The sequence below is a fragment of the Streptomyces sp. NPDC048639 genome (assembly GCF_043199075.1).
In the GTDB taxonomy this organism is placed as follows: Bacteria; Actinomycetota; Actinomycetes; order Streptomycetales; family Streptomycetaceae; genus Streptomyces.
Genome location: NZ_JBICVP010000011.1, coordinates 50,908 through 76,240, shown reverse-complemented (window position 1 = coordinate 76,240; position 25,333 = coordinate 50,908). Strand labels below are relative to the sequence as shown.

The following is a 25,333-nucleotide window of genomic DNA, read 5'->3' as shown; positions in this document are numbered from 1 at the left end:
TTGGGACACAATTGATCCCGTATCCGACCGAGAGGACCCACGATGGCCGACCGCTTCATCGAAGTCTCGCTCGACAAGCGCGGTGTCACCTGTATGGCAAAGCTCCTCGACGAACGCGCGCCGATCACGTGTGAGGCGGTGTGGAACGCGTTGCCGCTGGGCGGCGACGTCTACCACGCGAAGTACGCGCGGAACGAGATCTATGCCCTCCTGCCACCTTTTGCACCGGAGGAACCGCCACTGGAGAACCCCACGATCACTCCGATTCCGGGCGACCTGTGCTATTTCACCTTCACCGACACACAGTTGGGGACGAAGTCGTACGGGTACGAGACCGACGCCAAGCATCAGGGCCGCAACACGGTCGTGGACCTCGCGCTCTTCTATGAGCGGAACAACCTGCTGATCAACGGAGACGCGGGCTGGGTCCCGGGCATCGTCTGGGGCACGATCGTCGAGGGCCTCGACCGGATGGCCGAAGCCTGCCAGGACCTGTGGCGCGCGGGAGCGCTGGGGGAGACCCTCAACTTCCGCCGGGCGGGCTGATCTCGGCCGCCCCGCTCGTGTAGAGGGCGTGCGCCGCGCGCAGGACCAACGCGTCCGAGTGGCGCGCGCCCACCAGCTGCACACCGATCGGCAGCCCGTCGCGATCCGTCCCACAGGGCACGCTCGCGGCGGGCTGCTGCGTCAGATTGAACGGGTAGGTGAACGGCGTCCAGCCCGTCCACCGGTGGTGGCGGGACCCCTTGGGGACCTCCGCGCCCGCCTCGAACGCGGTGATCGGCAGCGTCGGGGTCACCAGCAGGTCGTAGTCGCCGTGGAAGCGACCCATCCGCTGGCCCAGCGCCATCCGCACGTCCACCGCCGCAAGGTAGTCCAGCGCGCTGTACCGAACGCCCTGCGCGACGACTTCCTGGAGACCGGGATCGAGCAGCTCCAGCAGATCCGGGCCCAGGGGCTGCACCACCCGGGCCGCGCCGCTGAACCACAGGGCGTGGAAGGCCTCCACAGGATCGTCGAAGCCGGGGTCGGCCTCCTCCACACGCGCCCCCAGCTCGGCCAGCCGCTCCACCGCGCGCCGTACGGATTCGGCCACCTGCGGATCCACCGCGACCCGACCGCCGAAGGACGGTGAGTAGGCGATGCGCAGCCCCTCGACACCGCCGTCGATGCCGTCCCGGAAGCTCGCTGTCACCGCGCCGAGCTGCGACCAGTCCCGGTAGTCCGGCCCCGAGATCACATCCATGAGCAGCGCCGCGTCCAGCGCGTCCCGGGTCATCGGGCCGACGTGCGCCAGCGTGCCGAACGCACTCGCCGGGTAGAGCGGCACCCTTCCGTAGGTGGGCTTCAGCGCGAAGATCCCGCAGAACGACGCCGGGATCCGCACCGAACCCCCGCCGTCCGTGCCCAGGCTCAGCGGTCCCTCGCCCAGCGCGACGGCCGCGGCACTCCCGCCGCTGGAGCCGCCGGCGGTGCGCTGCGGGTCGTACGGGTTGCCGGTCACCCCGTCCCGCGGGCTGTCGGTCACGCCCTTCCACCCGAACTCCGGCGTCGTCGTCTTGCCCAGGAAGACCGCGCCGTGCTCGCGCAGCCGGGCCACCGAGGGCGCGTCCTCGTCCCACGCCCGGCCCTCCGCGCGGATGGTGCGGGAACCGCGGAAGGTCGGCCCGCCGCGCTGGAGCAGGATGTCCTTCACCGTCACCGGTACGCCGTCCACCAGACCGTCCGGTTCACCGCGGCTCCACCGCTCCTGCGACTCGGCGGCCTGCGCGAGCGCCTCCTCGGCGTCGACCCGTACGAAGGCGTTGACGGCCGGTTCCGTCCGCTCGACCCGCGCGAGGGCGGCGCGGGTCGCCTCCACCGGGGAGAAGGCCCCGGAGGCGTACCCGGCCAGAAGCTCGGTTGCGGTGAGATCGGCGAGATCGGTCATCGACCCTCCATGGGTGGGCACCGGCGGGGCCGGTGGGCGGTACGGCCGGAGCCGCGGGGGTGCGCGGGAGCGGTGGGGTCCGGGCCGGGACGCGGAGGTCCGGGGCGCCGGGAGGCCCACGGCGGGGCGGGGACGCGAACGCGGATTCCGGCTCGGGTCCGGTTCGGGTGGGGTCCGGTTCGGCTCGGGTGCGGTTCGGATCGGTTCGGTTCGGAGAGGTTCGGGGCCGGGTGTGGACGGGGCGGGCGCGGTTGCCGGAGCCCGGGCCGGTGGCCCGTGGGGCGAGGCGCCGGTGGCCCCGCCCGCGTCAGGTCACCGGGACGTAACCCAGCTTCTTGTCCACGACGTTGAGCAGCGGCTCGTCGGCCACCCAGCGATCGAAGTTGTCCAGGAACTGCTCGGACAGGGCATCCCGCCAGCCGACCGTGTCACCGCTCATGTGCGGCGAGACGAACAGCCCCGGCACGTCCCAGATCCGGTCGTCCGCCGCCAGCGGCTCGTTCTCGAAGACGTCGAGGGCCGCACCGCCGATCGTCCGCTTCAGGACCGCGTCGACGAGATCCTTCTCCACCACCAGCGGGCCGCGACCGACATTGATGAACCGGGCGGACGACTTCATCCGGGCGAACGCGGAGGTGTCGAACATCCCCCGCGTGTCCTCCGTGAGAGGTGCCGCACAGACCACCCAGTCGGCCGACGGCAGCAACCCGGACAGCGCAGCGCTGCCGTGCACCGTTCCGAACTCGGGATCACCGCTGCGCTCCGTTCGGCCGACGAGATCCGCCTCGACTCCGAGCGCCGCGAGGGTCCTGGCGATGGCCCGTCCGATCGGCCCCGAGCCGACGACCACGGCTTTCGTGCCGGCCAGCCGCATCGTCTCGCGGTGTTTCCAGCGCCGTTGCCGCTGCAATTCCCAAGTGCCGCTGAAATCTTTGGCCATAGCGATCACGAGCCCGGCCACGTACTCGGCGATGGGCTGCTCGAAAACACCCCGGGCATTGGTGAGGACCGTATCGGAGCCGGTCAGCTCGGGGGAGAGGAGTCTGTCGACCCCGGCACTCGCCGTATGGACCCAGCGCGGGTGCGGGCTCTCGCTCGGCCAGGCGTCGCGCACGGCGTCGGAGGTGAAGTCCCACACCAGTAGGGCGTCGGCGGTCGGCAGCAGGCCGGGGAGACTCTGCTCATCAGCGAAAACGACGCGGGCGCGGCCGGCGATCCGGTCCAGCTTGGGCGTCGGGTCGGTGCCGAAAACGAGAAGAACCTGTTCGGACATGGGCAGGACACCGTTTCGAAACGTAGATCGGATTCTCTCTCCGGAAGAGAGAGCGCTGAACGGCGTGGGATGCGAGGATTGACCACGCTAGGGAGCGGAAACTACCTTCGTCAACACGGGCTTCTGTCCCACATCCCTGTCCCGACGTCCCGGCGTGCACCGGCTCTCTGGATCTGCCGTTTTCTGCGGCCATCGGCCCAGCCTCCGTCGTATTGGGGCTTGAAATGGACGTCTCCTTTCTGGGAGGCCCACACCCGCAACGTGGTGTGGGCGTCGTTGCACCATTTGACTTCGCGCTCGACCGTGAACTGTGGCGCTGGGTTCCGGACGATGTGTCGCTCCACCTGACACGCACCCCTTTTGTGCCGGTCGAGGTCAGCCTCGACCTCGCCCGGCTCGTCAGTGAGCACGAGACTCTGCGGGAGGCCGTGCGCGCCCTCGGCGCGGTCGCGCCCGAGGTCGTCGCGTACGCCTGCACCTCGGGCAGCTTCGTCGCCGGTGTCGCCGGGGAGCGGGGCATGTGCGCCGCGATGGAACAGGCCGGCGAGATGCCGGCGCTGACCACCTCGGGTGCGCTGCTCGACGCGCTGCACGAGATCGGCGCACGACGTATCGCCCTGGTCACGCCGTACACGAGATCGGTCACGACCTCGCTCGAGGACTACCTCGCCGAAGGCGGCGTCACGGTCACCGGCCGGGCCTACCTCGGGCTGACGCGGCACATCTGGAAGGTGCCGTACCGGGATGTGGTCGACATGGCGCGGCAAGCGGTGGTCGGTGCGGCCGACGCGCTGTTCATCAGCTGCACCAACCTGCCGACCTACGACGTGATCCCGCAGCTCGAGGCGGAGCTGCGGATGCCGGTCCTCTCGGCCAACCAAGTGACGATATGGGCCGCGCTGCAGCGGATCGGCGCGCAGGCGGTCGGCCCGTACCAGGCGCTGCTGGATCCGGTGGCCAGGCGCGGGCCCGCGGCGATGTCCTCGTCGCCGCCGCCCGTGGAGCTGACCCCGGAGCCGCAGGCTCCGCCGGGAGAACCCCCGCATCACGAGATCGAAGCAGCCTTCGCCGGGTCGCCGGGTATGCCGGAGCCGGAGACCGGTGACGGCCTCGAACCACCGCCGTTTCCGTTCCCGGACGAACCGGGCGGGATCCCGCCGACCTGACGGGCCGGAAGGGCCGGCGCGTTCGGGCCGACGCCGGCAGGCCGAGGACCGGCCTGTTCGCGGGCGGCGCTTCGGCGCGCGTGAGCGGTCCCGTACGGGGCTGTGGTGCGCGGGCGGGCGGCGGCGCCCGGCGTCGGGGCATCCGAGCCGGTGTTCCCTTGGTCGGCGGCCGCCTCGGGCTTGGCGGATCTTCGGCGCGCGGACGCTACGGCGTACGGGCGCTGGGGTGTGCGGGGGCGGGGTGTGCGGGGGCGGGGCGTGCGGGTGCAAGGCCGTCGGTGCGGGGTAGCCGGAGCGGTGGGAGTGACCCGGCCGGCCGGCCCGGCCCGGCTGCACGGGCCGGGCCAAACGGGCCGGCTCACTCGTACAGGGGAAGCGGCGGGCGGAACCTCGCCGCCCTGGCCGGTGTATTGAAAGCAGTTGTGCAGAGCGACCCGGCGGCAGGGTGCCACGGTGGTGAGCGCGAACCGAACCGGCCGGACTCAGCCACGGATCAACAGAGACACATGACGCGGAGGTGGAGATGACGCACGCGACGACAGGACCCGCGGTGGGATTCCTGTACCCCGGATACTCGGCCGAGGACGACTATCCGCGAATCGAAGAAATGCTGGCCGCGGGCGTCCGGCTCCCTCTGGTCCACACGGACATCGGGGAGGACGCCCACCGCGTGGACGCCCTCCTCGAGATGGGCTCGGCCTCCCGGCTCGCCGCGGGCGTCGAGGAGCTGAAGTCGCGCGGGGCGCAGGCCGTGGTCTGGGCGTGCACGAGCGCGAGCTTCGTCTTCGGCTGGGAGGGCGCACAGGAGCAGGTCCGGGAGCTGTCGGAGACGGCCGGGCTCCCCGCGTCCAGCACGTCCTTCGCCTTCGCCCACGCCATCCAGGCGCTGGGAGCCGAGCGGGTCGCCATCGCCGCGACCTACCCGGAGGACGTTGCCGAGCACTTCATGGCCTTTCTCAAGGCGGCCGGAGCGGAGGTCGTCGCGATCCGCGGCAGCGGGATCATCACCGCGGCCGAGGTCGGCACCTGGGGGCAGGAGGAGGTGCTGGAGTTGGCCCGCGCGGGTGACCACCCCGACGCTCAGGTCGTCCTGCTGCCGGACACGGCTCTGCACACCGCCGCCTATCTGGTCGAGCTCGAGGCGCAGCTCGGCAAGCCGGTGCTGACCGCCAACCAGGTCACGACCTGGGAAGGTCTCCGCCTCCTGAACCGCTCGGTCTCCCGCCCGAACCTCGGCACGTTGTTCACCAAGGCCTGACCGTCGTGACCGGCGCTTGCCGGGCGGGGCAGTCCTGCCCGGCAGGCGCTCCCGGCGGGGCAGGGGCGGCGGCCGGGGCGCACCGGCAGCCGGGATGCAGGTTGGCCGAGGTCCTGAGGTCCTGCGGCGACCTCTGGGCTGTAACGGTCGGGCGGCCCGCGCGGGCTGTGACGGTCGGGCGGCCCGCGCGGGCGGTCTCGGCTGCCCGCGCGCGAGGAATAGAGGAAGAGGCGAGGCGCTGACGTTTTTGAGACGTCCGATGCCTGGCACCCCGTGGGCCGAGGGGTGAGCCTGGCCGAGCGGTGTCGCCTCCGTGCGGAGGGCGTGCTGTTGTCGGGCGGCCCGTCGGCCCGTGGGCACGGCGTTCTGCGGGTGAGCGCAGGGGGTCGGCACCCGCAGGAGCAGGAAGGGCCCCGGGTGTCCTCACGGTGAAAGCCGCCCGCCGGAAGCGCGTGGCCGCTTCACACGACCTTCGGGTTCAGTGGCCGCTTCACGCGACCTTCGGGTTCACATGACCCCCGGGCTCCCACGACCCCAGGGAATGAACCGGAGCCCCTCTCCGGTTGTGGTGGAGTGGAAGCCGATCGACCAGGAGGGCGGGCCGCATGGCCACACCGCACGCAACGATCCGAGGCACGGCGCACGGAACTGCCCCTGTTCCGCTGTCCGTACTCGACCTCGCCACCGTCGGCACCGGGCTGACGGCGACCGACGCGCTGCGGACCAGCGTCGAGCTGGCCCGGACCGCCGAGCGGTTCGGATTCCACCGCTTCTGGGTCGCCGAGCACCACTCGATGCCCGGTGTCGCGAGTTCCTCCCCGGCCGTGATCCTCGCCCACCTCGCCGCCCACACCGACCGCATACGCCTGGGCTCCGGCGGAGTCATGCTGCCCAACCACGCTCCGCTGGTGATCGCCGAGCAATTCGGGACGCTGGAGGCCATGGCTCCCGGGCGGATCGACCTCGGCCTCGGCCGCGCCCCCGGCACGGACGGCGCCACGGCGGCGGCGCTGCGCCGTACCGACCGGCGCGGGGCACAGGGCGGAGAGGGGGCCGACGACTTCCCGCAGCAGCTCGCCGAGTTGATCAGGTTCCTCGACGACGACTTCCCGGACGGCCACCCGTACCGCCGTATTCATTCCGTGCCGGGGCCCGTTCAGGCCACGGCTCCGGGCGGGGTGCAGTCGCCCGCGCGCCCGCCGGTGTGGCTGCTGGGCTCCAGCGGTTTCAGCGCCCAGCTCGCCGGGATGCTCGGCCTGCCGTTCGCCTTCGCCCACCACTTCTCCGCGGCCAACACACTGCCGGCCCTCGATCTCTACCGCGAGGCGTTCCGTGCCTCGGAGGTGCTCAGCGAGCCGTATGCGCTCATCGGTGTCTCGGCGCTGGCGGCGGACGAGGAGAAGGAGGCCCGGCGTCAGGCGCTGACCGGTGCCCTGTCGATGGTGCGGCTGCGCACCGGGCGGCCGGGCCTGATCCCCTCGCCGGAGGAGGCCGAGGCGTACGAATGGAGCCCGGTGGAGCGGGAGTTCGCCGACAGCTGGCTGGCGAACGTCGTCCACGGCACGGCCGAGGAGGTCCGCGACGGCCTGAACGCCCTCGCCAAGCGCACCGGCGCCGACGAGCTCATGATCACCACGAATGCGCACACCCCGTCGGCACGCCTCCGCTCGTACGAGCTGATGGCCGGGGCCTACGGGCTGCCGGACTCGGACGCCGGCTGAGCGTTCGGCGCTGCTCGGCCGGACTCACACCCCGCCGAGCAGCGCCGGAATGCGGTCCGGCGGCACCGGCCGGGAGTAGAACCAGCCCTGGCCGGTGTCGCAGCCGATGCGCCGCAGGCGTTCGGCCTGGTCGGCGCTCTCCACGCACTCCGCGATGACGGTGAGACCGAGCCGGTGCGCGAGCTGCACCATCGCTTCGACGATCGTCTCGTCCGCCGGGTTGGGGTGTTCGGCGTCCTGGAAACCACGGACGAACGACCCGTCCAGTTTCAGTACGGACACCGGTAGCCGGCTGAGGTAGGCGAGGTTGGAGTAGCCGGTCCCGAAGTCGTCGATCGCGATCGAGACACCCATCTCGCTGAGCGCCTGGAGGGCTTGCAGGGGACGCCCGGCCGAGCCCATCACCGCCGATTCGGTCAGTTCGAGCTGGAGGAGCTCGGGCGGCAGACCCGTCTCCTCCAGGATCCCGGCGACGTCCGCCACGAGGTCGGAGTCCCAGACCTGCCGCACGGCCACATTGACGCTGACGAAGACCGGTGGCGCCTCCGGGTGGTCGAGTTGCCAGCGCCGCGCCTGGCGGCAGGCGTTCTCCAGCACCCAGCGGCCGAGTTCGACGATCGAGCCGTCCTCCTCCGCGAGCCCGATGAACCGATTCGGCGCCAGCATTCCGAATTGCGGGTGCCGCCACCGCACCAGTGCCTCGACGCCCCGTACGGCCCCGTCCCCGAGTCCGACCAGCGGCTGGTACTCGAGCGTGAACTCCCCGCGCTCCACGGCCGGCCGCAGCATGCTGGACAGGGCCTGTCGCGTCATCATGTGGGCGTTGCGCTCGGGGTCGAAGAGCGTCCAGCGAGCCTTTCCGTCGGACTTCGCCCAGTACAGCGTGGTGTCCGCGGCCTGCATCAGCGCGGTCGCACTCGTCCCGGCGGTCACCCGTTCCACGACCCCGATGCTCGCCGATACCGACAGCCGCTGTCCGGCCAGGTCGAACGGCTGCTGCAGCGCGGTCAGCGCTGAGCCGGCGAGGGCCGAGACCTGTTCCGTGCCGGTGGAGTCCTCGACGAGGACCGCGAATTCGTCGCCGCCCAGCCGAGCCACCAGGTGGCCGCCGCGCCTGCCGTACCCGGCCTGTTCGGCGCACTGCACGAGTCGCTGGGCCACGGCCCGCAGCAGTTCGTCGCCGACCCGGTGCCCGAGCGTGTCGTTGATCGCCTTGAAGCCGTCGAGGTCGAGATAGCAGAGCCCGATCCTGCCGGTACCGCCGCGGGCGTACGCCTCGGGGCCCAGAGCCGCCGCCAGCCGCTCGAAGTAGAGGGCACGGTTGGGCAGCCGGGTCACGGGGTCGTGCATCTGCAGATGGCGCAGTCTGGCCTGAAGGTCGCGCCGGTCGGTGATGTCGGCCACCGACAGCAGCGCGTTGCCGCGGTCGGGCAGCGAGGCGACGGTGACTTCGGTCCACAGTGGCCGGCCGTCCGGTCCCTTGAGCCGCCGGGTGCAGCGCAGCGGTTCGCCGTGACCGTGCAGGACCTCGCCGTACGCGGCCCGGACGCGGGAGTCGTGGCCGAGGTCGACGAGGTCCGCGGCGGCCTCGTGGGCGAGATGTGCGGGGTCGGTGCCGAGCAGTGTCCCCAGTGCGCGGTTCGCTGTGATCACCCGGCCGTCGCGGCCGACCACGGCCATCGCGAGCCGAGCGGCGTTGAAAGCGGCCTGGATGTCCTGGGCCCGGGTGTCGCGCGGTCCGGCGTCGCGGATCGCGACACCGCGGCGGGTGCCGGCCGCCCCCGTACCGACGACCGCGCCTCTTCGCGCGAACGTCCCGGTCCCGAAGCCCCGGGCAGTGCCGCTCCCGGCCGGGTATCCCGCACCGGCACCGGTGGGGGCGCCCGTTGCCGCGCCTGTCTCGTTGCCGGTCCGGACGCCCGTACCGCGGGGCATCCCTGCGAGAAAGCCGGCCACGGTTCCCGTCGTACGGGCGGTGCCGGTCGCCCATCCCGCGCCGGTGCCGGTTCGGTGGGGGATCCCGTTGATGAAGCCCGCCCCGACGCCGGTCACTCCGGCCACCCCTGTCCTCGTCTCCGCCGTCGGCCCGATCCCGTTCCCGGTCCCCGAGCCGGCCCCTGGCGCGATTCCGGTTGCCGGTGCGGCTCCGGTTCCGGTAACCGTCGACACCGGACCGGCGGGCCGCCGCCTCCGATTACGGTCGGTGACCGTCGGTGGAATGCGGCGGGGCATGGGGCCCGGTCCGTCGGGGGATTCGCTCACGGCTCGCTCCCGCAGTGCACTCGTCACGTACAGATTCGTAGAGCTGGTCCGGCCGATGGCGTACGGCCGCCCATGGAGGAATCCGCGCTGGAAATGTGCCGATCATAGAGGTTCGCGCAACGGCCGTTCCAGTAACGGGCCCGGGGGCTCTTGCGACGGTGACAAGTGGACGATCGTTTCTGCACTTGTTCTGAGCGGCTCTGCGCCTCCCGGACCGGCAATGACTTTCTGTTATGTATGAACATGCTCGCGCGGCTCACTCGACCAGGTCAGCGGAACAGGGCACCGGTGGACAAACCATCGCAAGGTGGATGAGGTGTCCCGATTCCGTTCCGGGAGGTCGACGTGCCGCGTCCGCAGACACCCGGGCGAGTGGACCGGTCGCGATTGCGCAGCCTCGCCGCCGGCTTCACCTCCCTCACTGCGGTCATTGCCACGTCCCTGGTCGCGGGCCCGGCCTCCGCCGTCAGTCCCGCCGGTCCCTGCGCCCTGCAGCGCACCGACGAGCACCACTCCGAGGGCAACGACACCTGGAACGCCGCCTACCCGCGCCCCGCGCGGAGTCTCGACGCCGTGATGGTCTTCCTGTCCTTCCCGGACTCCGAGCCCCAGGTCGGCCCCGCCGAACTGGCCGCCGACTACTTCCCCGATACCTCCCGCTTCTTCGAGCGCGCCTCCTACGGCAGGTTCCGGCTGAACGCGGACCCGATGCGCTCCTGGGTGCGGATGCCGCAGTCGTCGGCCTCGTACGGGATAAAGCGCGACTGGGATCCGGCCCGGCGCTCCGCGTATCTGCGCGACGCCATCGCCGCCGCCGATCCCCATGTGGACTTCAGCCGCTACGACGTGGTGTATCTCGTGGCGGACCCGGACGCGCCGGGCGTGGATTCCGACGCCACCAAGGTCGTCAATTTCGACCAGCCCCTGCGGGCGGACGGCACCGATGTGCGGCGGGTCGTCACCGTCTTCGAGGAGCATCCGCCCGACCGGAACGTTCTCGCCCACGAGACCGGCCATGTCTTCGACCTGCCCGACCTCTACCACCGCCCCAAGGACGGCAAGAGCGACTGGGACACCTATGTCGGCGATTGGGACCTCATGGGCAGCCAGTTCGGACTCGCGCCCGAGCCGTTCGGCTGGCACAAGTGGAAGCTGGGCTGGCTGGGCCGGGACCAGATCGGCTGCGTCGATCGCAGCGGTACGACCCTGCACAGCCTGGACCCGCTCTCCGCCCCGTCCGTCCGAGGCGCGAACGCCGGACGCAAGCGCCTGGTGGTGATCCGTACGGGCTTCTCGACCGCGATCGCCGTGGAGGCACGGGAGGCGCACGGCAACGACAGCGAGACCTGTACCGAGGGTGTGCTCGTCTACCGGATCCGTAGCTTCATCGCCTCCGGTGGCGGACCGGTGGAAATCCTCGATGGGCATCCGCGGTCCTCCGCCTGCCCGGCCGCTTCCGTCTATCCGCCGCTGGCCGACGCACCTCTGAACGTGGGGGAGCGGCTGACCGACCACGCCAGCGGGGTGGCGGTGGAGGTGCTGGCCACCGACGAGTCCGGCCGCTGGACGGTGCGGACCACCCTGCCGTGAGAGCCGGGCCGCATCGGCCGATGAAGAATGCGGTGCGGGTGCAGAAGGTGCAGGCGCAGGTGCAGAACATGACGAAGGGCTCTCTCGCAGAGGAGAAAGCCCAGGTCAACGGTAAGAACCGTACGTGTGCGCCGCCAGGGACTCGAACCCCGGACCCGCTGATTAAGAGTCAGCTGCTCTAACCAACTGAGCTAGCGGCGCCCGACGGGGAAGACATTAGCATCCGGGTCCTGCGGAACGAAAATCGATAGTTTCCGGGCCCGACAAGGGCCTGCGAGCCGCTTCCCCGGCCCCTCAGCCCGGCACCAGTACGCCGCTGCGCCCGGCCTGGACGCACGCCCAGAGCAGGACCTCGGTGCCCGGCAGCCACGGATGCCGTACGTCCGGGGCGACCAGCCAGCGCGATCCGTCGGCCTCGGTGGAGGACGGCGGGTTCAGCGGCGGCACGGTCACCGCGTCACCGGCGCCGTGGCACAGCAGCGGCGGCACGGCCTCGCCCCACTCGCCCCCCGACTTCGTCGGCGGATTGCCCACCCAGCCGAGCAGGGCCGGGAGCCGGTGCGCGGTGCCGGGCGCGGTGAACATCAGCATCCGTCCGCGATGCGCCGCCACCGGCCCCGAGCCGGGGCCGTCGGACCACAGGCGGCTCAGCATGCGGCGGCCGAACACCGCGGGGACATTGATCACGTCGAAGACGGAGCCGCAGGGGAGTACCACCGGGGCGGTGGGGCGGGCGGACCAGAGCGCGAGCGTGCTGCGGGGGTACGAGCTCGCCGAAGCGAGCCATTCGGCGCCGGCCGCGGTGACCCGGGCGGCCATGCGGTCCGGCGCGGGCTCCGGCCCCGCGGGCCGGCCGGTCTCGTCATGGCCCCAGCTCGCGCTGTGGGCGCCGTCCCCGTGGCTCCGGCCCCCGCCGTGAACGCCGTCACCGCCACGCACGCCGCTCTCGCCGCGGACCGCCGCGAAGACGTCGAGACGGTGGTCGGTGTCGAGGTGCCGGAGGTTCCGCTGCCAATCGCTCATGGCATATACACCTACGCGGGAGGCTCGCTCCGTTTCCGGATTTACCGGAAAACCGGACACAACAGGCCGTGATGGCGTACGGTGCGCAGCCTCGCTGGGCGTACCGGGACTCCTGCGGATGCGGAACGCGGGCCGCCCCTCAACGGGCCGTCCCCGCTTGGGAGTCCGACGCCCGCATCGCCCGCATCGCGCGCGCCGTCACGCAGCCTCCGCGCACCGACCGCGCACCCTCCGCGCACCGACCGCGCACCCTCCGCGCGTCGGCCGCCCGCGAGCCCGCCCGTCGGTGGCTCCCGCGGCGGGCCTTCGCCGGTGGCACGGCGGGGTTCGGGCAGGCGCTCGGGGGCCGTGCGCTTCCCCGCTGCACCCGTTGTGGAGTTGCTTGCCTTCGGTCAAGCATTTCGGCGACGGGTTCCGGGGACCGGCTCAGTCGGCTGCCCGGGCGGGGCGCCTTGGTCGGTCTGTTGCGTGACCGGGCGACGGCAGTACTTCCGGGTACCTGGCTCAGCCAGGGCCTGTGCCCGTCCGGATGCTCAAGCACCCATCACCGGCCGCTACCCGGGCAACAACCCCCACCCGAACCAGACAGACCGCCCCACCGAGCCCCAAGAAAGCCGCTGCCCCACGAAAGCGGCCGTCCACGAAAGCCGCCGCACCGCGACCGCCACCGGCCCGTCCACGTGCCGCCTCTGCCGTGCCTCCCGCCGCACTACTCGGCGGCCGGGCCGCCGCCCTTCAGCATTTCGCGGCCGAACTCGATCATCTTCCGGGCGTAGTCCTCGCTCCAGTCCGCGCGCTCCGCGATCGCGGCGGGGGAGATCCTGTCGAACCGCTTGGGGTCGGCGAGCTGTGCTGCCGCGATGGCCTGGAACTCCGTGGCGCGGTCCGCGGCCTCCTGGAACGCCACCGCCAGCTCCGTCGCCCTGGCCAGCAGCTCGCCGGGATCCTCCATCGACTCCAGGTCGAAGAAGTGCTCCTCGCCCTCCACGGCCTCCGGGGGTTCGAAGATCAGCGCCGCAGGCCGCAGCCGCCGCTGCGGGTCGTCCGCCTGATGATGAGCCGGCCGCGGCTCCGACATGGACCTACCTCCGACGTTCTCCGACGCCGCCCGGCCGGGCCGGTGCGCCGATCGCTCCGTTCGCTGCAACGCTTCCTCTGCCCATGCCCCTGCGGGCCCGGGTACGCCTTCATTGTCCCGCGCTTGGCAAGTACCCACCGGAATGAGGGCGTCCGGTCGGGTGCCGCCCCCTCGTGCTCGCCGCCGTGCCCCGGCGGTTCCGGCCGCCCCCTGCCCCTGCCCGAGCCCAGGTCGACGGCGTTCACCCCGGCCCCCGCCACGTCACCCGGTGCTCGGCGAGGTGCGCGAGCACCGCGTGGTTCGCCTCCCAGCCGTCGGGAAACTTCACCGTCACCCCGAGCTGTACCGGCTCCGCGGACGGATGCTCGTCCAGCAGATCGCCCACCCCCGCCCGGCACACCACGATGCATGCGTGCCGGTGCCGCGAGGCGAGCACGCACAGCCGTCCCGTCTCCAGGTGGAAGGCCGTGGCGTCCGGCCGTCCCGAGAGGGGATGCAGTACGACCGTCACGTCGAACTCCCGGCCCTGGAGCCGGTTCGCCGTGTCCACCGCGACGCCTGTGACGCCCAGTTCCGCGAGTGCGGCCCGTACGGCCGCCGCCTGGTCGCGGTGCGCGGTGCCGACCGCGATCCGGTCGGCGGTCAGCGGTACGGGTTCCTCGGAGCGTTCGCTGACGGCCGCTCCGCCGCGGTCCAGCAGCCGCCGCACCACCGTGGCCACCGCCCGTACCGCCTCGGGGTCCGTCCGCGGCGTGCGCCGGGCGGGCAGCTCCAGCAGCCCCCAGCCCGACGCGGCCGCCTCGTCCAGCACGCGGTCCGCCGCCGAGCCGTCGGATGCGGTCCCGAACGACAGCCGCCGGTCGCCGTGGTCCGTGCCGCTGCGGAAGGGCGTGTACGGGTAGAAGGCGCCGGAGACCAGAGGCGCGGCCGAGGCGGGCAGCCGCCAGGAGACGGGCAGGCGGTGCTGCGGCAGGTCCGGGTTGTGGGCGAGCAGAGTGCTCACCGCGCTGGCCGACGGGTCGTACGACAGGCCCGCCCACTGCTCGGCGCCCACCACGCTGAAGGGGTCGAGCTGGCCCGGGTCGCCGACGAACAACGCCCGCTCGAAGAGGCTGGCCACCGCCAGCAGCGCGTCCGAGCGCATCTGGTACGCCTCGTCGACGATGGCATGCGGCCACGGCTCGACGCCCTTGGTGTGCGCCCACTTGGCCGCGGTGGAGACGACGACCTCCAGCCCCTTCAGATCAGCGGCCTTCGAGGACATGACGACCGAGGGGTGCTCGTCGAGCACCGGGTCGTACGGGTGCGGCTCGCTGCTGTGCAGCCTGCCCACCGGGAGGTCCGGGTCGGCGGTCGCCAACCGGTCGGCGAGGTCGTCCACCTGGGTGTTCGTCTGCGCCACGATCATCAACGGGCGCCCCGCGGCGGCCAGTTCCCGTGCCGCCCGTACCACGAGCGTCGACTTCCCCGCGCCGGGCGGCGAGTCCACGACCACACCGCGGTGCCTGCCGTGCAGCGTGTCGTGCAGGATCGCGTCCGTGGCACGGGCCGCGGCGGCACCCGGATCGAGTCCGCGGCTGTCGGTGTTGTCCGTCACCGCCCCGCCTCCCCGGAAGCGCAGGCGCTGGCCGGCGCCGGCGCGGACCGCGGCGGCAGGGGTGACGGGGGCGTACGCGTCACAGGTGGTCCTCCGAGGTGACGGGGTCGGGGCTGTCGGCGGTCGCGGACCCCGGCGGGCCGCCGTGCGTCCACGGTGTCCGCTCCGGATCGGGCAACTCGGGGCCGCCGCGCGGCGCGTGCTCGAACACCGTCCAGCACACCTGGTCACCGGACTCCGGCACCGAACCGGGCTCGGGGACCTTGCCGCGCCCCATCCCGCCCGTCAGGCGCACCACCAGACCGCCGTCCGGCTCGTGGCCCACGAACTCTCCCGTCTGGGTCCTGCCGTCCGCCAGCGCGCGATGGACCTTCACGGATTCGGCCAGATGCGGCCGGTCGCCGGTGCGGATCGTGACGAGCGGACGCGGCCGGGGCACCTTCGCCTCGCTGTACGCCATGACCACCTCGGTCACCTCGCCCGCGAACGCCTCGCCGGCCATCCGTCGCCCCGCCATCACCAGGGGGTCGTCCAGCGCCTCCTGGGCGTCGAGCAGCGCCTGGGCCGTCTCACGCGCCGCCAGTTTCTGGGCGGCCGTGACGGCGTCGTCCCGCTTCGGCTGCGGCGGTTCACCGGCCCGTACGCGGTCGCGGTGGCCGGTGTAGGACCAGCGGTCCCGCTTCCAGCGGTCGGCGACATGGTCACCCTCGGGGAGGGCGCGCAGCAGATCGACACCGTGCCAGAGGGCGTCCCATGTCGGTCGCAGTTGGGAGAGGAGGAGGTCGCGGATCTCCTCCTCGGCGCGGGTGACCGCCCTCGGTGCGTCCGAGGCGCGTGCGGCGTCGTAGCGGACCATCGCGGGGGCCAGCCGCTTGTTGTCGAAGACCGGGTCGGTGGCGGGTCCCGCGGGCGGGCACCGCAGCAGCCCGTCGTGGCCGCGCTCCAGCTCCGCGCGCAGCGCAGCCTCCGCGCCCGACTCGCCCTCCCCCGGGTCGATCCAGGCCAGGAGCGCGCCCAGGTGCTGGTCCTCGACGTCGCTCTGGCCCGTCGCCCAGTGGCGCGACAGCGCCCCGGTCATCGAGAGCAGCAATGAGGACCCGGGGACGCGGGACCGCTCGCCGTAGTGCGTCAGCCAGCGGCCGAGCAGCGGCACGCGCGGGGGTGCCGGGTAGGGGGTGTCGGGGTCCTGCTCCGCGGTGCGGCGGAACCGCATCGACCGGCCCAGCAGCCGTACGAACTCCACGCCCGCCGTACTGGGCACCAGGATCTGCGGGGCGTCCGCACACAACTCGACCTCGACGGGGACTCTTTTGCCCGTCTCCGGATCGGTCTCCTTGCGCTCCTCGGTCTCGACGCCGTCCGCATACGACTCGAGGTACGGCAGGACGGCGTCGGCCAGTTCGGAGAGGAAGGCGAACCGCAGATCGCGGTCGCGCGGCTGGGGCACGGCCAGCAACCGCGGCTCGTCGCGCTCGGTGCCGACCAGGGCGCCCAGGGGCGCGCCGGCCTCGCCCGCGGTGGTCAGGGGGACGAACGCCAGTGGGCGGGCGGACAGTTGGCGGTGCCGCACCGTCGTCTTCGGGCGCGCGCGACCGTCCCGTACGGCCTCCAGGCGGGCCAGCGTCGTGATCAGCGACATGCGAACTCCGGTCCCCGGCGGTGCACATGGGCGGTCGCGGTGGCGGTGGCGGGCCGGGTTGTCCGCGCGGTGACGCGGCGTGGTGCACTCACCCCGTGCGGGGCCGTCCTCGCGGACGGGCGCCCCGCCGGAGCGGTGGGCGGGTGCCCGAGCAGGGTGGGCGGGTGCCCGGGGTGCGGTCGGGTCAGCCGCATGCCGCACCGCCCCGCCCGGCCGTGGTGGACAGCGCTTCGGCGCGCAGGGCCGCGGCGCGGCGGAGGGCGGCCACCGCCGGGTCGTCCGCGTCGGCCACGCCGTACTCCTCGCCGTCGAGGCGCTTGTCCCCCTCCTCGCCGCAGGCCGCCGCGAGGACCGAGTCGACGGTCGTCAGGCCGCCGAGTTCGCCGCGGGCCGAACGGCCGACAGCCTCCACCGCACCGGCCTCACGCGCCCGGGCTCGGCAGTGGAACGCCAGCTCGCAGGCGGCGAGGCAGTCCGGCGCGTACGTCGCCCCGACCGCCTCGACGGCTGCGGTCAGCTCGTCGGCCGGCCGTGTCGGCGTCCTGCCGTCGTCGGCGAGGCGGAGGTCGAACGTGGTGCCGTCGGGCAGCGCGGCGGCGATCTCCTCGATCCGGGTGAGGCGCTCCAACTGCCGCCGGGTGACGGCGCGTTGTCTGCGGATGTCCACCGGTTCGGCGGTGGGCAGGTTGGAGAAGTCCTTGGGGCAGACCAGCAGCACGGTGTGCCGGACGGGGCCGCCGCCGTCCGGGCCGCCGCCGCTGTCCGGGCCGGGGCCCGCGGCGCCCAGCTCCGAGGCCAGGTCCTCCAGCGCCAGGACATAGACGGCGGCCTGCCGCGCGGCGGCGCCCACCTTGGCGGCGTCGGCCGAACCGTCCACCACAGGGAAGGACTTGACCTCGACGACGGTCCATCTCCCATCCGGGTGCACCGCCACCGCGTCCGGCTCCAAATACGCGCGCGAGCCCGCCACGTCGAGAGCCACCATCGGGTGGAACAGCAGCGACCAGCGGCCGGCTTCGGTCGCCTCCTCAAGGGCCAGGCGCGTACGGGCCGTCCGGCCCTCAGGGCCCGGGGCCGACAGGTCGGGTACGGACACCTCCCCGGGCAATTCCTGGCCGGCACCGAGGCTCGCGCACAGCAGGCGCATCAGCTCGGCCCCGTCGTCCGCCCGGACGCGTGCCTCGAATGCGTTGCCACGGACGAAGGCGAACTGGGACTGGCCGAAGTTCGCGGGCGCGCCGAGTGCGTGAGCGAGCGCCGCCTTGTCCACCCCCGCGCCGTCGAGCAGCGCACGGCGGCGGCAGCCCGGGTTGGCGGCGAGCGCCGCGAGGGCGCGGGCGTCCAGCGGATGCGGCAGCGCGGTGGGCCCGCGCAGCTCAGCGAGCCGCTGCCGGAGCGCCGTCGCCGGCCGGGGTGGAGCCTGAGGTGGCCGCGCCGACCGCGGTGGCGGCGTCCTGGGATCGGCCGCCGCGGCTCGACTGTCGAGGGAACCGTTCACCCGCCGAAGTCTCGCATCCGTCACCGACAAGCGTGGTGGTTCCCCCCTCCGCGCCGGATCCGGCAGCCAGGGAGCCGGCCAGGGAGTCGCCCATGGAGTCCGCAACGGAGGCGACCGCGGAAGCGGTTGCCGCGTCGTGTGTCGCGGCGGCGCGCGTGCGCTGCGCCGGGAGCGCCGGCGCGGCGGAGGGGCCGGGGAGGGCCGAAGAGCCGCGCGGACCGGGGGAGTCGGGCGAGTCCGGGGTGGCGTGGGCGGCGGTGGAGGAAAGCACGCGGACCCGGTCACGGATCCTGTCGCCGAGCCGCAGCGTCGGCCGGGCCAGCAGCAGCCCGATCCCCATGACCGCCGCACCGGCGGCGGCGTCGAGGAAGTAGTGGTTCGCCGTGCCCATCACGACGATGGTGGTGAGCAGCGGATAGGCGACACCCGCCGCCCTGGCGAGCGGGGACCGCCCGTGGCGCCAGAGCATCACCCCGCACCACAGGGCCCACCCCACATGGAGGCTCGGCATCGCCGCGTACTGGTTGGTGAACCCGCCGAGCCCGCGCGGCGCGCTCGCCTCGCCGCCCCACCAGCCGTACGAGCCGTACTGCGCCATGGTGTCCACGAAGCCGTACCCCTCGGCGAGGAGCCGGGGCGGGCAGGTCGGGAGAAGTGTGAAGCCGACCAGGCCGATGAGGGTCGAGACCATCAGCCAGGTCCTGGCTATTCGGTAGTGCGCGGCGCGGCGCTTCCAGAGCCAGACGAGGATGGCCGGGGTGACGAGGTAGTGCAGCGAGGCGTAGGCGAAGTCGGCGGGTATGCCCAGGGACGCGTACTCCGTGAAGAGACGGTTCAGCGGATGCTCGGCGTTGAGGTACAGCGTCTTCTCGATGCGGAGGATGGCGAGTCCGTGGTCGACGGCCATCGCCGTGTCGCCCCGGGCCAGGAGCCGGCCCGCCGAGTACGCGCCGTACACCACGATGAGCAGTGACAGCTCGGACCACCAGCGAGGAAGAATGCCGCGTGATCCTCCGGCGCGGTGCGCGGGCACGGGTGCGGGCGCGGTACGGGGCATCCGGACGCTCTCCAAGTGTTCAGGCGCCGAACAGGCGCGCGGTCAACCGTACGGTGTAAGCCGGATCCGGTACACACTGCCCCGGTGACCTCGCAGCACCACGTTCACCTGCTGTCCGGCCCCCGTTGGCGGGTGTGCGAGAGGGAAGACGCGGAGATCGCCCGCCGGGTTGTCCGCAGGGCGGTGAGCGATGATGGAAAGCGGCGCCACAAAAGGAACAAAGGCGCCACCGCACCGCACGTTCGTCTAGCGAAGAGGTCCCTATGGCACCGCGCATCCTGCTGGTCCGGCACGGAAAGACGGAGTGGTCGACGTCCGGCAGGCACACCGGGCGCACCGACATTCCCCTGCTGGACGAGGGGCGGCGCGGCGCCAAACTCCTCGGCGAGCGGTTGCACCGGTCGCCGTTCCAAGGGTTGCCGGACGCGGAGATCCGTACGAGCCCGCTCTCCCGGGCCTCGGAGACGTGCGACCTTGCCGGGTTCGGGGACCGGGCCGAACCGTGGGACGTGCTGATGGAGTGGGACTACGGCGGGTACGAAGGCCTCACCCAGGCCCAGATCCAGGCACAGCGTCCCGGGTGGTTCATCTGGCGGGACGGCGTACCGGACGGCGAGACGCTCGACGAACTCGCGCGGCGGGCGGACGCGGTGGTGGAGTGGGCCTGCTCAGCGGACCGCGACGTCCTGGTCTTCGCGCACGGGCACATCCTGAGGGCGCTGGCCGCCCGCTGGCTCGGCCGGCACGTGTCCTTCGGGGCGCGTATCAAGCTGGACCCGACGTCGCTGTCGATCCTGGGCTGGGCGTACGGCGAGACGGCGCTGGAGCGCTGGAACGACCTCGGCCACCTCGACCACGCCGGTCCGGTCGCCCCGAGCTGAGGGGCCACGTCGCCGTCGCCGCGCATCGGGGGACCGAAGGGCCTCTCGCTTCGCTCTCCCCGGTGCGCGCGGACACTCTGTGCCGGACGCGAGCGGTGTGCGGGGGAGTTGAGGACTCGCCGCATGCGGGGGACGTGCCCGGCTTCCTCGTCGCTGTTGCCGGTACCAGCGGGAACGGCAGCGCGTGGAGCGGCCCCACAGCGGTGGTCCGGTACGGGCCGCCCGGCCCGCGCCGCCCGTGATCCGTCCCGTCCGACCGCTCCACGTGCCCGCACCCGGCCGTGGAGGAGGCGGCCGCACGGCAAGGAAGGCCAACGGGCAAGCCGCCGCAGGTGAGTTGATGCGCGCAGGCATCCGTGGTTGCGCACCGCACCACCCCGGCGCGCGATCCCCCGCACGCGCCCGCCCATCCCCTGGGCTCCTGTGTGGGGACAGCCCTCAGGCGTGCGCCGTCGCCGCGTGACGGGTCAGGAAGTCGGCCACCGTTGGTGAGTCCGCGTGGTGGCGGCGGAGGAACTCCGCCGTGGTGTCCAGCATCGATCGGATGCGGGACGACTGGACCTGGTCCAGCAGCCGCAGCACCCGCCGCCCCGAGTGCGCCGCCTCGTCCGGAGCCCCGTCGCGCGCGAGATTCTCCGCCAGCTCGGCCGTGAACAGCGCGATGTTGCGCGCGAAATGCGGGTCCTGCAAGGCCACCGCGCGGCGTGCGTGATCAGCCGCGCGCCCCCACTCCCCGAGCGCGGACCAGCACTGCGCCTCCAGCCCCTCCCGTTCCGCCTCGCTGTAGAAGGACATCCACTCCGGGTCGTCGTCCGAGGCCCCGCGCCCGAAGAACGTATGGGCGCGCAGCAGCGCCTCCTCGCACGCCGCCCGGTCACCGAGCCGCGCCCAGCCGCCCGCCTCGCGCAGTGCGAGCAGCGACATCAGGCGCGGCGAGGACAGATGCCGCGCCGCGCGCTGCGCCGCCTGGGCCGCGCGTACGGCCTCGCGCGGGCGTCCCGCATCGCGCGCCAGGAACGCGGTGTTGCAGAACGCATGCGCCTCCAGGGCCGCATCGCCCGCCACGCGCGCCGTCGCGAGCGCCTCGCCGTAGTGCGAGCGGGCGTCGGCGAACCGGCCCGAGTCATGGGCCAGCCAGCCGACCGAGATGGCGAGTTCACCCGCACCGGCGTGCAACCGGTCGGCCGTGGACTGACGGTGGGTGCCCGCGTCGAGCAGGGCGTAGGCGGTGCGCAGCGGTTGGGCGGCCCGCCGGTAGAGCCCGTCCGCGCCATGCCGGTCGTCGAGCAGCCGGATACGGCGTACGGCCTCCTCGACTTCGGCCACCTCGGATTCCCCGGCGAGCCGGGGCGGCCGGGAGAAGCCGAGCCCCAGGGACCCGGCGGCCAGGGCGGCGGCCGGGCCGCCGGTCATGAATGCGCGACGCAGCACGTCGCTCTCCTCGCGAGTGGTGACAGGGGGAAGTGGCTCGTGACGAGCCGCGGGCACCATGCCATACGCGCGGGCTCCCCGACCGCGCACGTTCTCGCGGGCCGCGAAGCCCATGTCCGCCGGTGCGAGGTCCGGGAACATGTGCCGGAACACACGCTCGTAGGCGTAGTTGGGGCACCGGATCTCCCCGGACTCCACGCGCCCGATGTAGCGCGCGTCGCAGGAGACCTGCTCCCCGATGTCACGCGCCGCACGGCGCACGGCGGCCGCGAACTCGCCTGGAGACAGCGAGCCGCGCAGGTCCCGGAACGCCGTGTTCGGCTGCGGTGCGGGGCGCGCGGCGGAGGCTCGCGAGGACGGTGACGACGACGCAGACGGCATGGCCATGGCCGAGCCCTCTCCCTGACGGTGCTCCGCCCCGTCGGGGGCGGGATCTCTGGGCCGCCGGTCCGTGCGCGATCGGGACGGTCTGGACCGTCCGGGACGCTCGAACCGGCGAGGCAGACCGTACCTGTTGTGACGGTGGCAATACCCAGGGTTTGGCTACAAACCGGATATCTCACCCACGATCCGCCATGAAGTGCCATCCTTTACGGCGGCGTGCCGCCGTAGCCGTTGACGCCGCTCCGCGTTGAACCCTCAAGAGGAGCGGCGGCGCTCCTCTTGGAGGAGGGGTTACTCGTGGTGGAGGCCGGCGTGGACATCAGTGGTTCGCAGACGACTGCCCAGCATCACCCCAGCCCGGACTTCAGCCGGGCGTCCGAAGCCGCGGACGGGTGCGATCTCGTGACCGTCCCGGCGCGCCAGGGCCTGGAGGCGGTGGACATCCTGCGGCGGGCCGTGGGCCCCGGGGCGCCTCCCGGAGGCGCGGAGGCCGATGCCGGGGCCGTGGGCCCCGTGCTGCTCGACGGCGGAGGCGACACCCTCGGCTTCCTCGTGCCGCCCGGGACCGCCGACGCATGGGACGTCCCCGGCAGCGCCTGCACCCAGACCGGCGGGCGCGGACTGCCGCTGGTCACCGAGGAGTCGGAGGGGGACGGGTGGCTGGTGCCGCCCGCGGGCGACAACGCCGTGACCGACCCGGAGGTGCTCCGGGCCGCCCTGGGCGAGGCCGCCCGCCTGATCGAGGCGGCCGACGGCTGCAGCTGACCGGCCGGCTCCGCCCGCGGCACGCCCCCGCACGGCCCGGCACGGCACCGCGCGGGCCCTCGCGCTCCCGGATCCCGTACGGCCGCGGGCCCACGCGCACTACCGCAGCCGGCACGGCCGCCCGTGACCAGGCCCCTGGTTGCGGCCCGGAGTCGTCCGCCGCGAGGTCGTCCGGGCCTTGGCCGCCGAGCGCGAACAGGTCGCGCCCGACCATCAATCGCCGTGCCCGTGCCCGTGCCCGTGCCCGTGCCCGGTGCCGCGAGCCGAGAGTCGAGAGCCGCCGGAGCCGGCCCCGGGCCCCGCGATGCGGGAGCCCGTACGGCCCATGGGGCGTGCAGCGCGATACTGGAGGTATGGTGAAGGGCAGACGGCGAGGTGCCGAGACGGTCACCGAGGAGGTGGACGGCGGCGTCGCCGAGCTCGTCCCCGACCCCGACCGGCCGCGTGCCCGCACGCTGCTCGTCGACGGGGCCCCGCAGTCCCATGTGGACCTGGACGACCCGGCGTACCTCGACTTCGCCTACCAGCGCAGGCTCGGCCACATCGCCGATCTCTCCGCTCCGCCCGGCCGGCCTCTGCAGGCCCTGCATCTGGGCGGCGGCGCTTTCACCCTCGCGCGGTACATCGCGTCCACCCGCCCCCGTTCCACCCAGCAGGTCGTCGAACTCGACGCCCGGCTGGTCCAGTTCGTACGGCGGGAGCTGCCGCTGGAGAGCGGCCGGCGGATCCGGGTGAGGGGCGGCGACGCGCGGGCCGGGCTCGCCAAGGTGCCGGACGGCTGGGCGGATCTGATCATCCTGGATGTGTTCGGCGGGGCCCGTACGCCCGCGCATCTGACGAGTACGGAGTTCGCGGCCGAGGTGCGCAGGGCCCTGCGGCCGGGCGGCTTCTACGCCGCGAACCTCGCCGACGGGCCCCCGCTGGCCCATCTGCGCGCGCAGATCGCCACCGTGGGGACGGCGTTCCCCGAGATGTGCGTGGTGGCCGATCCGGCGGTGCTGCGCGGGAGGCGGTTCGGCAACGCCGTTCTGCTGGCCTCGGACCGGGCGCTGCCGGTCGCCGACCTGACGCGCCGCGCTGCGGGAGACCCCGAACTGGGGCGGGTGGAACACGGGAAGGCGCTGTCGGACTTCACCGGCGGCGCGGTGCCGGTGAGCGATGCGGCGGCGCTGCCGTCCCCCGCGCCGCCGGACGACGCCTTCGGCTGACGGCCCGCACGCAGGGGGCCCCTCACGCACCGCCTCCGCACGCACGGCCCGCAGTGCGGTCCCGCACACACGGACCGCACACACGGCCCGCAGTGCGGTCCCGCACACACACGGACCGCACGCACGGACCGGTATAAGGGACCGGTCTACGGAAGCCCGTGGGGACGCCGTCGTACGGACCTTGTGCCTCCGCCTGTACGGACGTGGCCGCGCGTCGGCTCTGCGGCTACGCGTCGACGACCTGGACGGTGGGCGCATGGCCGTTCCACGTGCAGAAGACCGACGTCGTCCTCGCGTCCTTGGTGAAGTTCACCCGGATCCACTCCGACTGCTTCCACACCTGGACGCGCCAGCCGGAGTCCGGCGTCGCCGAGACCAACTCGGCGGAGTACCGGTCGAGTTCGAAGACCGCGCGGCCGCCCGTGGCGCTGTAGCTCTTCACGTCGCCGGTCGTGCCGGTCGTGCCGGACGGCCCGGAGCCCGGGCCCGTGGCGGAGGGGCCCGGCTTCTTCGCCGGTTCCTTGGGCGGTTCGGCCTGTGACGAGCCGGACGGAGAAGGCGTGCCGCGGCGGGTGGAGGAGGACTCCGGTTCCGCGCCGTCCGCAGCTCCCGTGCGCTCGGTGGCGTCGGCGGTCACGGGGAGCGCACGCGGCGGGTCGTACGCCGTCCCGGCGAGCACGGTGTGGACGCCCCACCACGACAGCGTCACCGCCGCACCCGTCGCGAGCGTCCACGCCACGGCGTGTACGAGGCCTCGTTGCATGCGGCTCATACTGCCGCACACGGCGATTCCCGGCGATGCTTCCGGGCGGGACGCCCATGACGGAGATGGCGTACGGTGCCGCGCATGGCAAGTGTGCTCGTGGTCGAGGACGACCAGTTCGTGCGCTCAGCCCTCATCCGGCACCTCACCGAGGCCTCCCACACCGTGCGGAGCGTGGGCACGGCGCTCGAGGCGCTGCGCGAAGTGGCCCATGTCCGGTTCGACGTCGTCGTCCTGGACCTCGGGCTGCCCGACCTCGACGGGGCGGAGGCCCTGAAGATGCTGCGCGGGGTCACCGACGTCCCGGTGATCATCGCGACGGCGCGGGACGACGAGACGGAGATCGTCCGGCTCCTCAACGACGGTGCCGACGACTACCTGGTGAAACCGTTCTCCGTGGAGCACCTCTCCGCCAGGATGGCCGCGGTGCTGCGCCGTGCACGGGGAACCGCGGGCGCCGGGCCGGCGCCCCGGGCGATCCGCGTCGGCGGCCTGGAGATCGACCGGCTGCGGCGCCAGGCGGAGCTGGACGGGGCGGCCCTCGACCTCACGCGCCGCGAGTTCGATCTGCTTGCCTTCCTGGCCGAGAGGCCCGGAGTGGTCGTGGCCCGCAAGGAGTTGCTGGCCGAGGTCTGGCACCTCGCCTACGGGGACGACCAGACCATCGACGTCCATCTGTCCTGGCTGCGGCGCAAGTTGGGCGAGACGGCGGCCGAGCCCCGCTATCTGCACACGTTGCGTGGGGTCGGGGTCAAGCTGGAGCCTCCCGCGTGACCGGCCGCCCGGGCCCGGCGTCCCGCGTCCGTCCG

The 25,333-nt window shown here is 73.0% G+C and carries 19 protein-coding genes, 1 tRNA gene and 1 pseudogene; 9 read left to right on the top strand and 12 right to left on the bottom strand.

Annotation, left to right across the window (positions count from 1 at the left end; all coding sequences use genetic code 11):
• Positions 1–42: 42 nt before the first annotated feature.
• The gene (locus tag ACGFNH_RS27485) at positions 43–546 is read left to right on the top strand and encodes a DUF3830 family protein (RefSeq protein ID WP_393658155.1); all 504 of its coding nucleotides are present in this window, start codon (positions 43–45) and stop codon (positions 544–546) included.
• Here ACGFNH_RS27485 and ACGFNH_RS27480 read toward each other — a convergent pair.
• Positions 524–1,930 carry an amidase gene (locus tag ACGFNH_RS27480; RefSeq protein ID WP_393658153.1) on the bottom strand — a complete coding sequence of 469 codons (1,407 nt, stop codon included), beginning with the start codon at positions 1,928–1,930 and terminating at the stop codon, positions 524–526. The two genes, ACGFNH_RS27485 and ACGFNH_RS27480, sit on opposite strands and share 23 nt — an antisense overlap.
• A gap of 307 nt (positions 1,931–2,237) precedes the next feature.
• The gene (locus ACGFNH_RS27475) at positions 2,238–3,203 is read right to left on the bottom strand and encodes a D-2-hydroxyacid dehydrogenase (RefSeq protein ID WP_393658151.1); all 966 of its coding nucleotides are present in this window, start codon (positions 3,201–3,203) and stop codon (positions 2,238–2,240) included.
• 224 nt (positions 3,204–3,427) lie between these two features.
• Here ACGFNH_RS27475 and ACGFNH_RS27470 point away from each other — a divergent pair, with 224 nt between their 5' ends.
• From ACGFNH_RS27470 to ACGFNH_RS27460, 3 genes are all read left to right on the top strand, one after another.
• Positions 3,428–4,369, top strand: a complete 942-nt coding sequence (locus tag ACGFNH_RS27470) for a decarboxylase (RefSeq protein ID WP_393658149.1) — start codon at positions 3,428–3,430, stop codon at positions 4,367–4,369.
• Positions 4,370–4,892: 523 nt separating this feature from the next.
• Entirely contained in the window at positions 4,893–5,627 is a 735-nt protein-coding gene (locus ACGFNH_RS27465; RefSeq protein ID WP_393658147.1) for a decarboxylase, read from the top strand.
• A gap of 605 nt (positions 5,628–6,232) precedes the next feature.
• On the top strand, positions 6,233–7,348 hold the full coding sequence (locus tag ACGFNH_RS27460; protein ID WP_393658145.1) for an LLM class flavin-dependent oxidoreductase: 1,116 nt from the start codon (positions 6,233–6,235) through the stop codon (positions 7,346–7,348).
• A 24-nt stretch (positions 7,349–7,372) separates the two neighbouring features.
• Here ACGFNH_RS27460 and ACGFNH_RS27455 read toward each other — a convergent pair whose 3' ends face one another.
• Positions 7,373–9,028, bottom strand: coding sequence for a putative bifunctional diguanylate cyclase/phosphodiesterase (locus ACGFNH_RS27455; RefSeq protein WP_393658444.1), 1,656 nt, complete (start codon positions 9,026–9,028; stop codon positions 7,373–7,375).
• A gap of 927 nt (positions 9,029–9,955) precedes the next feature.
• On the opposite strand from ACGFNH_RS27455, the gene ACGFNH_RS27450 reads away from it, so the two are divergent.
• Positions 9,956–11,200, top strand: a complete 1,245-nt coding sequence (locus ACGFNH_RS27450; protein ID WP_393658143.1) for a M6 family metalloprotease domain-containing protein — start codon at positions 9,956–9,958, stop codon at positions 11,198–11,200.
• Between the two features lie 127 nt (positions 11,201–11,327).
• On the opposite strand, the gene ACGFNH_RS27445 is transcribed toward ACGFNH_RS27450, so the two are convergent.
• The 7 genes and pseudogenes from ACGFNH_RS27445 to ACGFNH_RS27415 all read right to left on the bottom strand — a co-directional run bounded on the left by ACGFNH_RS27445 (position 11,328) and on the right by ACGFNH_RS27415 (position 19,092).
• A tRNA-Lys gene (locus tag ACGFNH_RS27445) sits at positions 11,328–11,401 on the bottom strand.
• Between the two features lie 93 nt (positions 11,402–11,494).
• Entirely contained in the window at positions 11,495–12,019 is a 525-nt protein-coding gene (locus ACGFNH_RS27440; protein WP_393658442.1) for a bifunctional DNA primase/polymerase, read from the bottom strand.
• Positions 12,020–12,932: 913 nt separating this feature from the next.
• Positions 12,933–13,301, bottom strand: coding sequence for a hypothetical protein (locus ACGFNH_RS27435; RefSeq protein WP_393658142.1), 369 nt, complete (start codon positions 13,299–13,301; stop codon positions 12,933–12,935).
• 241 nt (positions 13,302–13,542) lie between these two features.
• Positions 13,543–14,898 carry an AAA family ATPase gene (locus ACGFNH_RS27430; RefSeq protein WP_393658140.1) on the bottom strand — a complete coding sequence of 452 codons (1,356 nt, stop codon included), beginning with the start codon at positions 14,896–14,898 and terminating at the stop codon, positions 13,543–13,545.
• A gap of 79 nt (positions 14,899–14,977) precedes the next feature.
• Positions 14,978–16,537 carry a hypothetical protein gene (locus ACGFNH_RS27425; protein WP_393658138.1) on the bottom strand — a complete coding sequence of 520 codons (1,560 nt, stop codon included), beginning with the start codon at positions 16,535–16,537 and terminating at the stop codon, positions 14,978–14,980.
• Positions 16,538–16,721: 184 nt separating this feature from the next.
• Positions 16,722–18,020 (bottom strand): annotated as a pseudogene (locus ACGFNH_RS27420) (hypothetical protein); the annotation flags it as partial.
• Positions 17,914–19,092: a phosphatase PAP2 family protein gene (locus ACGFNH_RS27415; protein WP_393658136.1), complete on the bottom strand. Its 1,179-nt coding sequence runs from the start codon at positions 19,090–19,092 to the stop codon at positions 17,914–17,916. The pseudogene ACGFNH_RS27420 and the gene ACGFNH_RS27415, both read right to left, overlap by 107 nt.
• 263 nt (positions 19,093–19,355) lie before the next feature.
• Between ACGFNH_RS27415 and ACGFNH_RS27410 the strand changes: the two genes are divergently transcribed.
• Positions 19,356–19,973: a histidine phosphatase family protein gene (locus ACGFNH_RS27410; RefSeq protein WP_393658134.1), complete on the top strand. Its 618-nt coding sequence runs from the start codon at positions 19,356–19,358 to the stop codon at positions 19,971–19,973.
• 438 nt (positions 19,974–20,411) lie between these two features.
• On the opposite strand, the gene ACGFNH_RS27405 is transcribed toward ACGFNH_RS27410, so the two are convergent.
• Positions 20,412–21,791 carry a tetratricopeptide repeat protein gene (locus tag ACGFNH_RS27405; RefSeq protein WP_393658132.1) on the bottom strand — a complete coding sequence of 460 codons (1,380 nt, stop codon included), beginning with the start codon at positions 21,789–21,791 and terminating at the stop codon, positions 20,412–20,414.
• A 294-nt stretch (positions 21,792–22,085) separates the two neighbouring features.
• On the opposite strand from ACGFNH_RS27405, the gene ACGFNH_RS27400 reads away from it, so the two are divergent.
• Positions 22,086–22,553, top strand: a complete 468-nt coding sequence (locus ACGFNH_RS27400) for a hypothetical protein (RefSeq protein ID WP_393658130.1) — start codon at positions 22,086–22,088, stop codon at positions 22,551–22,553.
• A gap of 353 nt (positions 22,554–22,906) precedes the next feature.
• Complete coding sequence (locus ACGFNH_RS27395) at positions 22,907–23,761, top strand: spermidine synthase (protein ID WP_393658128.1); 855 nt, start codon at positions 22,907–22,909, stop codon at positions 23,759–23,761.
• A gap of 226 nt (positions 23,762–23,987) precedes the next feature.
• Here ACGFNH_RS27395 and ACGFNH_RS27390 read toward each other — a convergent pair whose 3' ends face one another.
• Positions 23,988–24,524: a hypothetical protein gene (locus tag ACGFNH_RS27390; protein WP_393658127.1), complete on the bottom strand. Its 537-nt coding sequence runs from the start codon at positions 24,522–24,524 to the stop codon at positions 23,988–23,990.
• Positions 24,525–24,608: 84 nt separating this feature from the next.
• Here ACGFNH_RS27390 and ACGFNH_RS27385 point away from each other — a divergent pair, with 84 nt between their 5' ends.
• On the top strand, positions 24,609–25,298 hold the full coding sequence (locus tag ACGFNH_RS27385; RefSeq protein WP_393658125.1) for a response regulator transcription factor: 690 nt from the start codon (positions 24,609–24,611) through the stop codon (positions 25,296–25,298).
• Positions 25,299–25,333 lie beyond the last annotated feature (35 nt).

Excerpts from the sequence above, each read along its gene's own strand:
- ACGFNH_RS27485 (WP_393658155.1), top strand. The coding sequence starts at position 43 with ATGGCCGACCGCTTCATCGAAGTCTCGCTCGACAAGCGCGGTGTCACC.
- ACGFNH_RS27480 (WP_393658153.1), bottom strand. The coding sequence starts at position 1,930 with ATGACCGATCTCGCCGATCTCACCGCAACCGAGCTTCTGGCCGGGTAC.
- ACGFNH_RS27475 (WP_393658151.1), bottom strand. The coding sequence starts at position 3,203 with ATGTCCGAACAGGTTCTTCTCGTTTTCGGCACCGACCCGACGCCCAAG.
- ACGFNH_RS27470 (WP_393658149.1), top strand. The coding sequence starts at position 3,428 with ATGGACGTCTCCTTTCTGGGAGGCCCACACCCGCAACGTGGTGTGGGC.
- ACGFNH_RS27465 (WP_393658147.1), top strand. The coding sequence starts at position 4,893 with ATGACGCACGCGACGACAGGACCCGCGGTGGGATTCCTGTACCCCGGA.
- ACGFNH_RS27460 (WP_393658145.1), top strand. The coding sequence starts at position 6,233 with ATGGCCACACCGCACGCAACGATCCGAGGCACGGCGCACGGAACTGCC.
- ACGFNH_RS27455 (WP_393658444.1), bottom strand. The coding sequence starts at position 9,028 with ATGGCCGTGGTCGGCCGCGACGGCCGGGTGATCACAGCGAACCGCGCA.
- ACGFNH_RS27440 (WP_393658442.1), bottom strand. The coding sequence starts at position 12,019 with ATGGCCGCCCGGGTCACCGCGGCCGGCGCCGAATGGCTCGCTTCGGCG.
- ACGFNH_RS27435 (WP_393658142.1), bottom strand. The coding sequence starts at position 13,301 with ATGTCGGAGCCGCGGCCGGCTCATCATCAGGCGGACGACCCGCAGCGG.
- ACGFNH_RS27425 (WP_393658138.1), bottom strand. The coding sequence starts at position 16,537 with ATGTCGCTGATCACGACGCTGGCCCGCCTGGAGGCCGTACGGGACGGT.
- ACGFNH_RS27415 (WP_393658136.1), bottom strand. The coding sequence starts at position 19,092 with ATGCCCCGTACCGCGCCCGCACCCGTGCCCGCGCACCGCGCCGGAGGA.
- ACGFNH_RS27410 (WP_393658134.1), top strand. The coding sequence starts at position 19,356 with ATGGCACCGCGCATCCTGCTGGTCCGGCACGGAAAGACGGAGTGGTCG.
- ACGFNH_RS27405 (WP_393658132.1), bottom strand. The coding sequence starts at position 21,791 with ATGGCCATGCCGTCTGCGTCGTCGTCACCGTCCTCGCGAGCCTCCGCC.
- ACGFNH_RS27395 (WP_393658128.1), top strand. The coding sequence starts at position 22,907 with ATGGTGAAGGGCAGACGGCGAGGTGCCGAGACGGTCACCGAGGAGGTG.
- ACGFNH_RS27390 (WP_393658127.1), bottom strand. The coding sequence starts at position 24,524 with ATGCAACGAGGCCTCGTACACGCCGTGGCGTGGACGCTCGCGACGGGT.
- ACGFNH_RS27385 (WP_393658125.1), top strand. The coding sequence starts at position 24,609 with ATGGCAAGTGTGCTCGTGGTCGAGGACGACCAGTTCGTGCGCTCAGCC.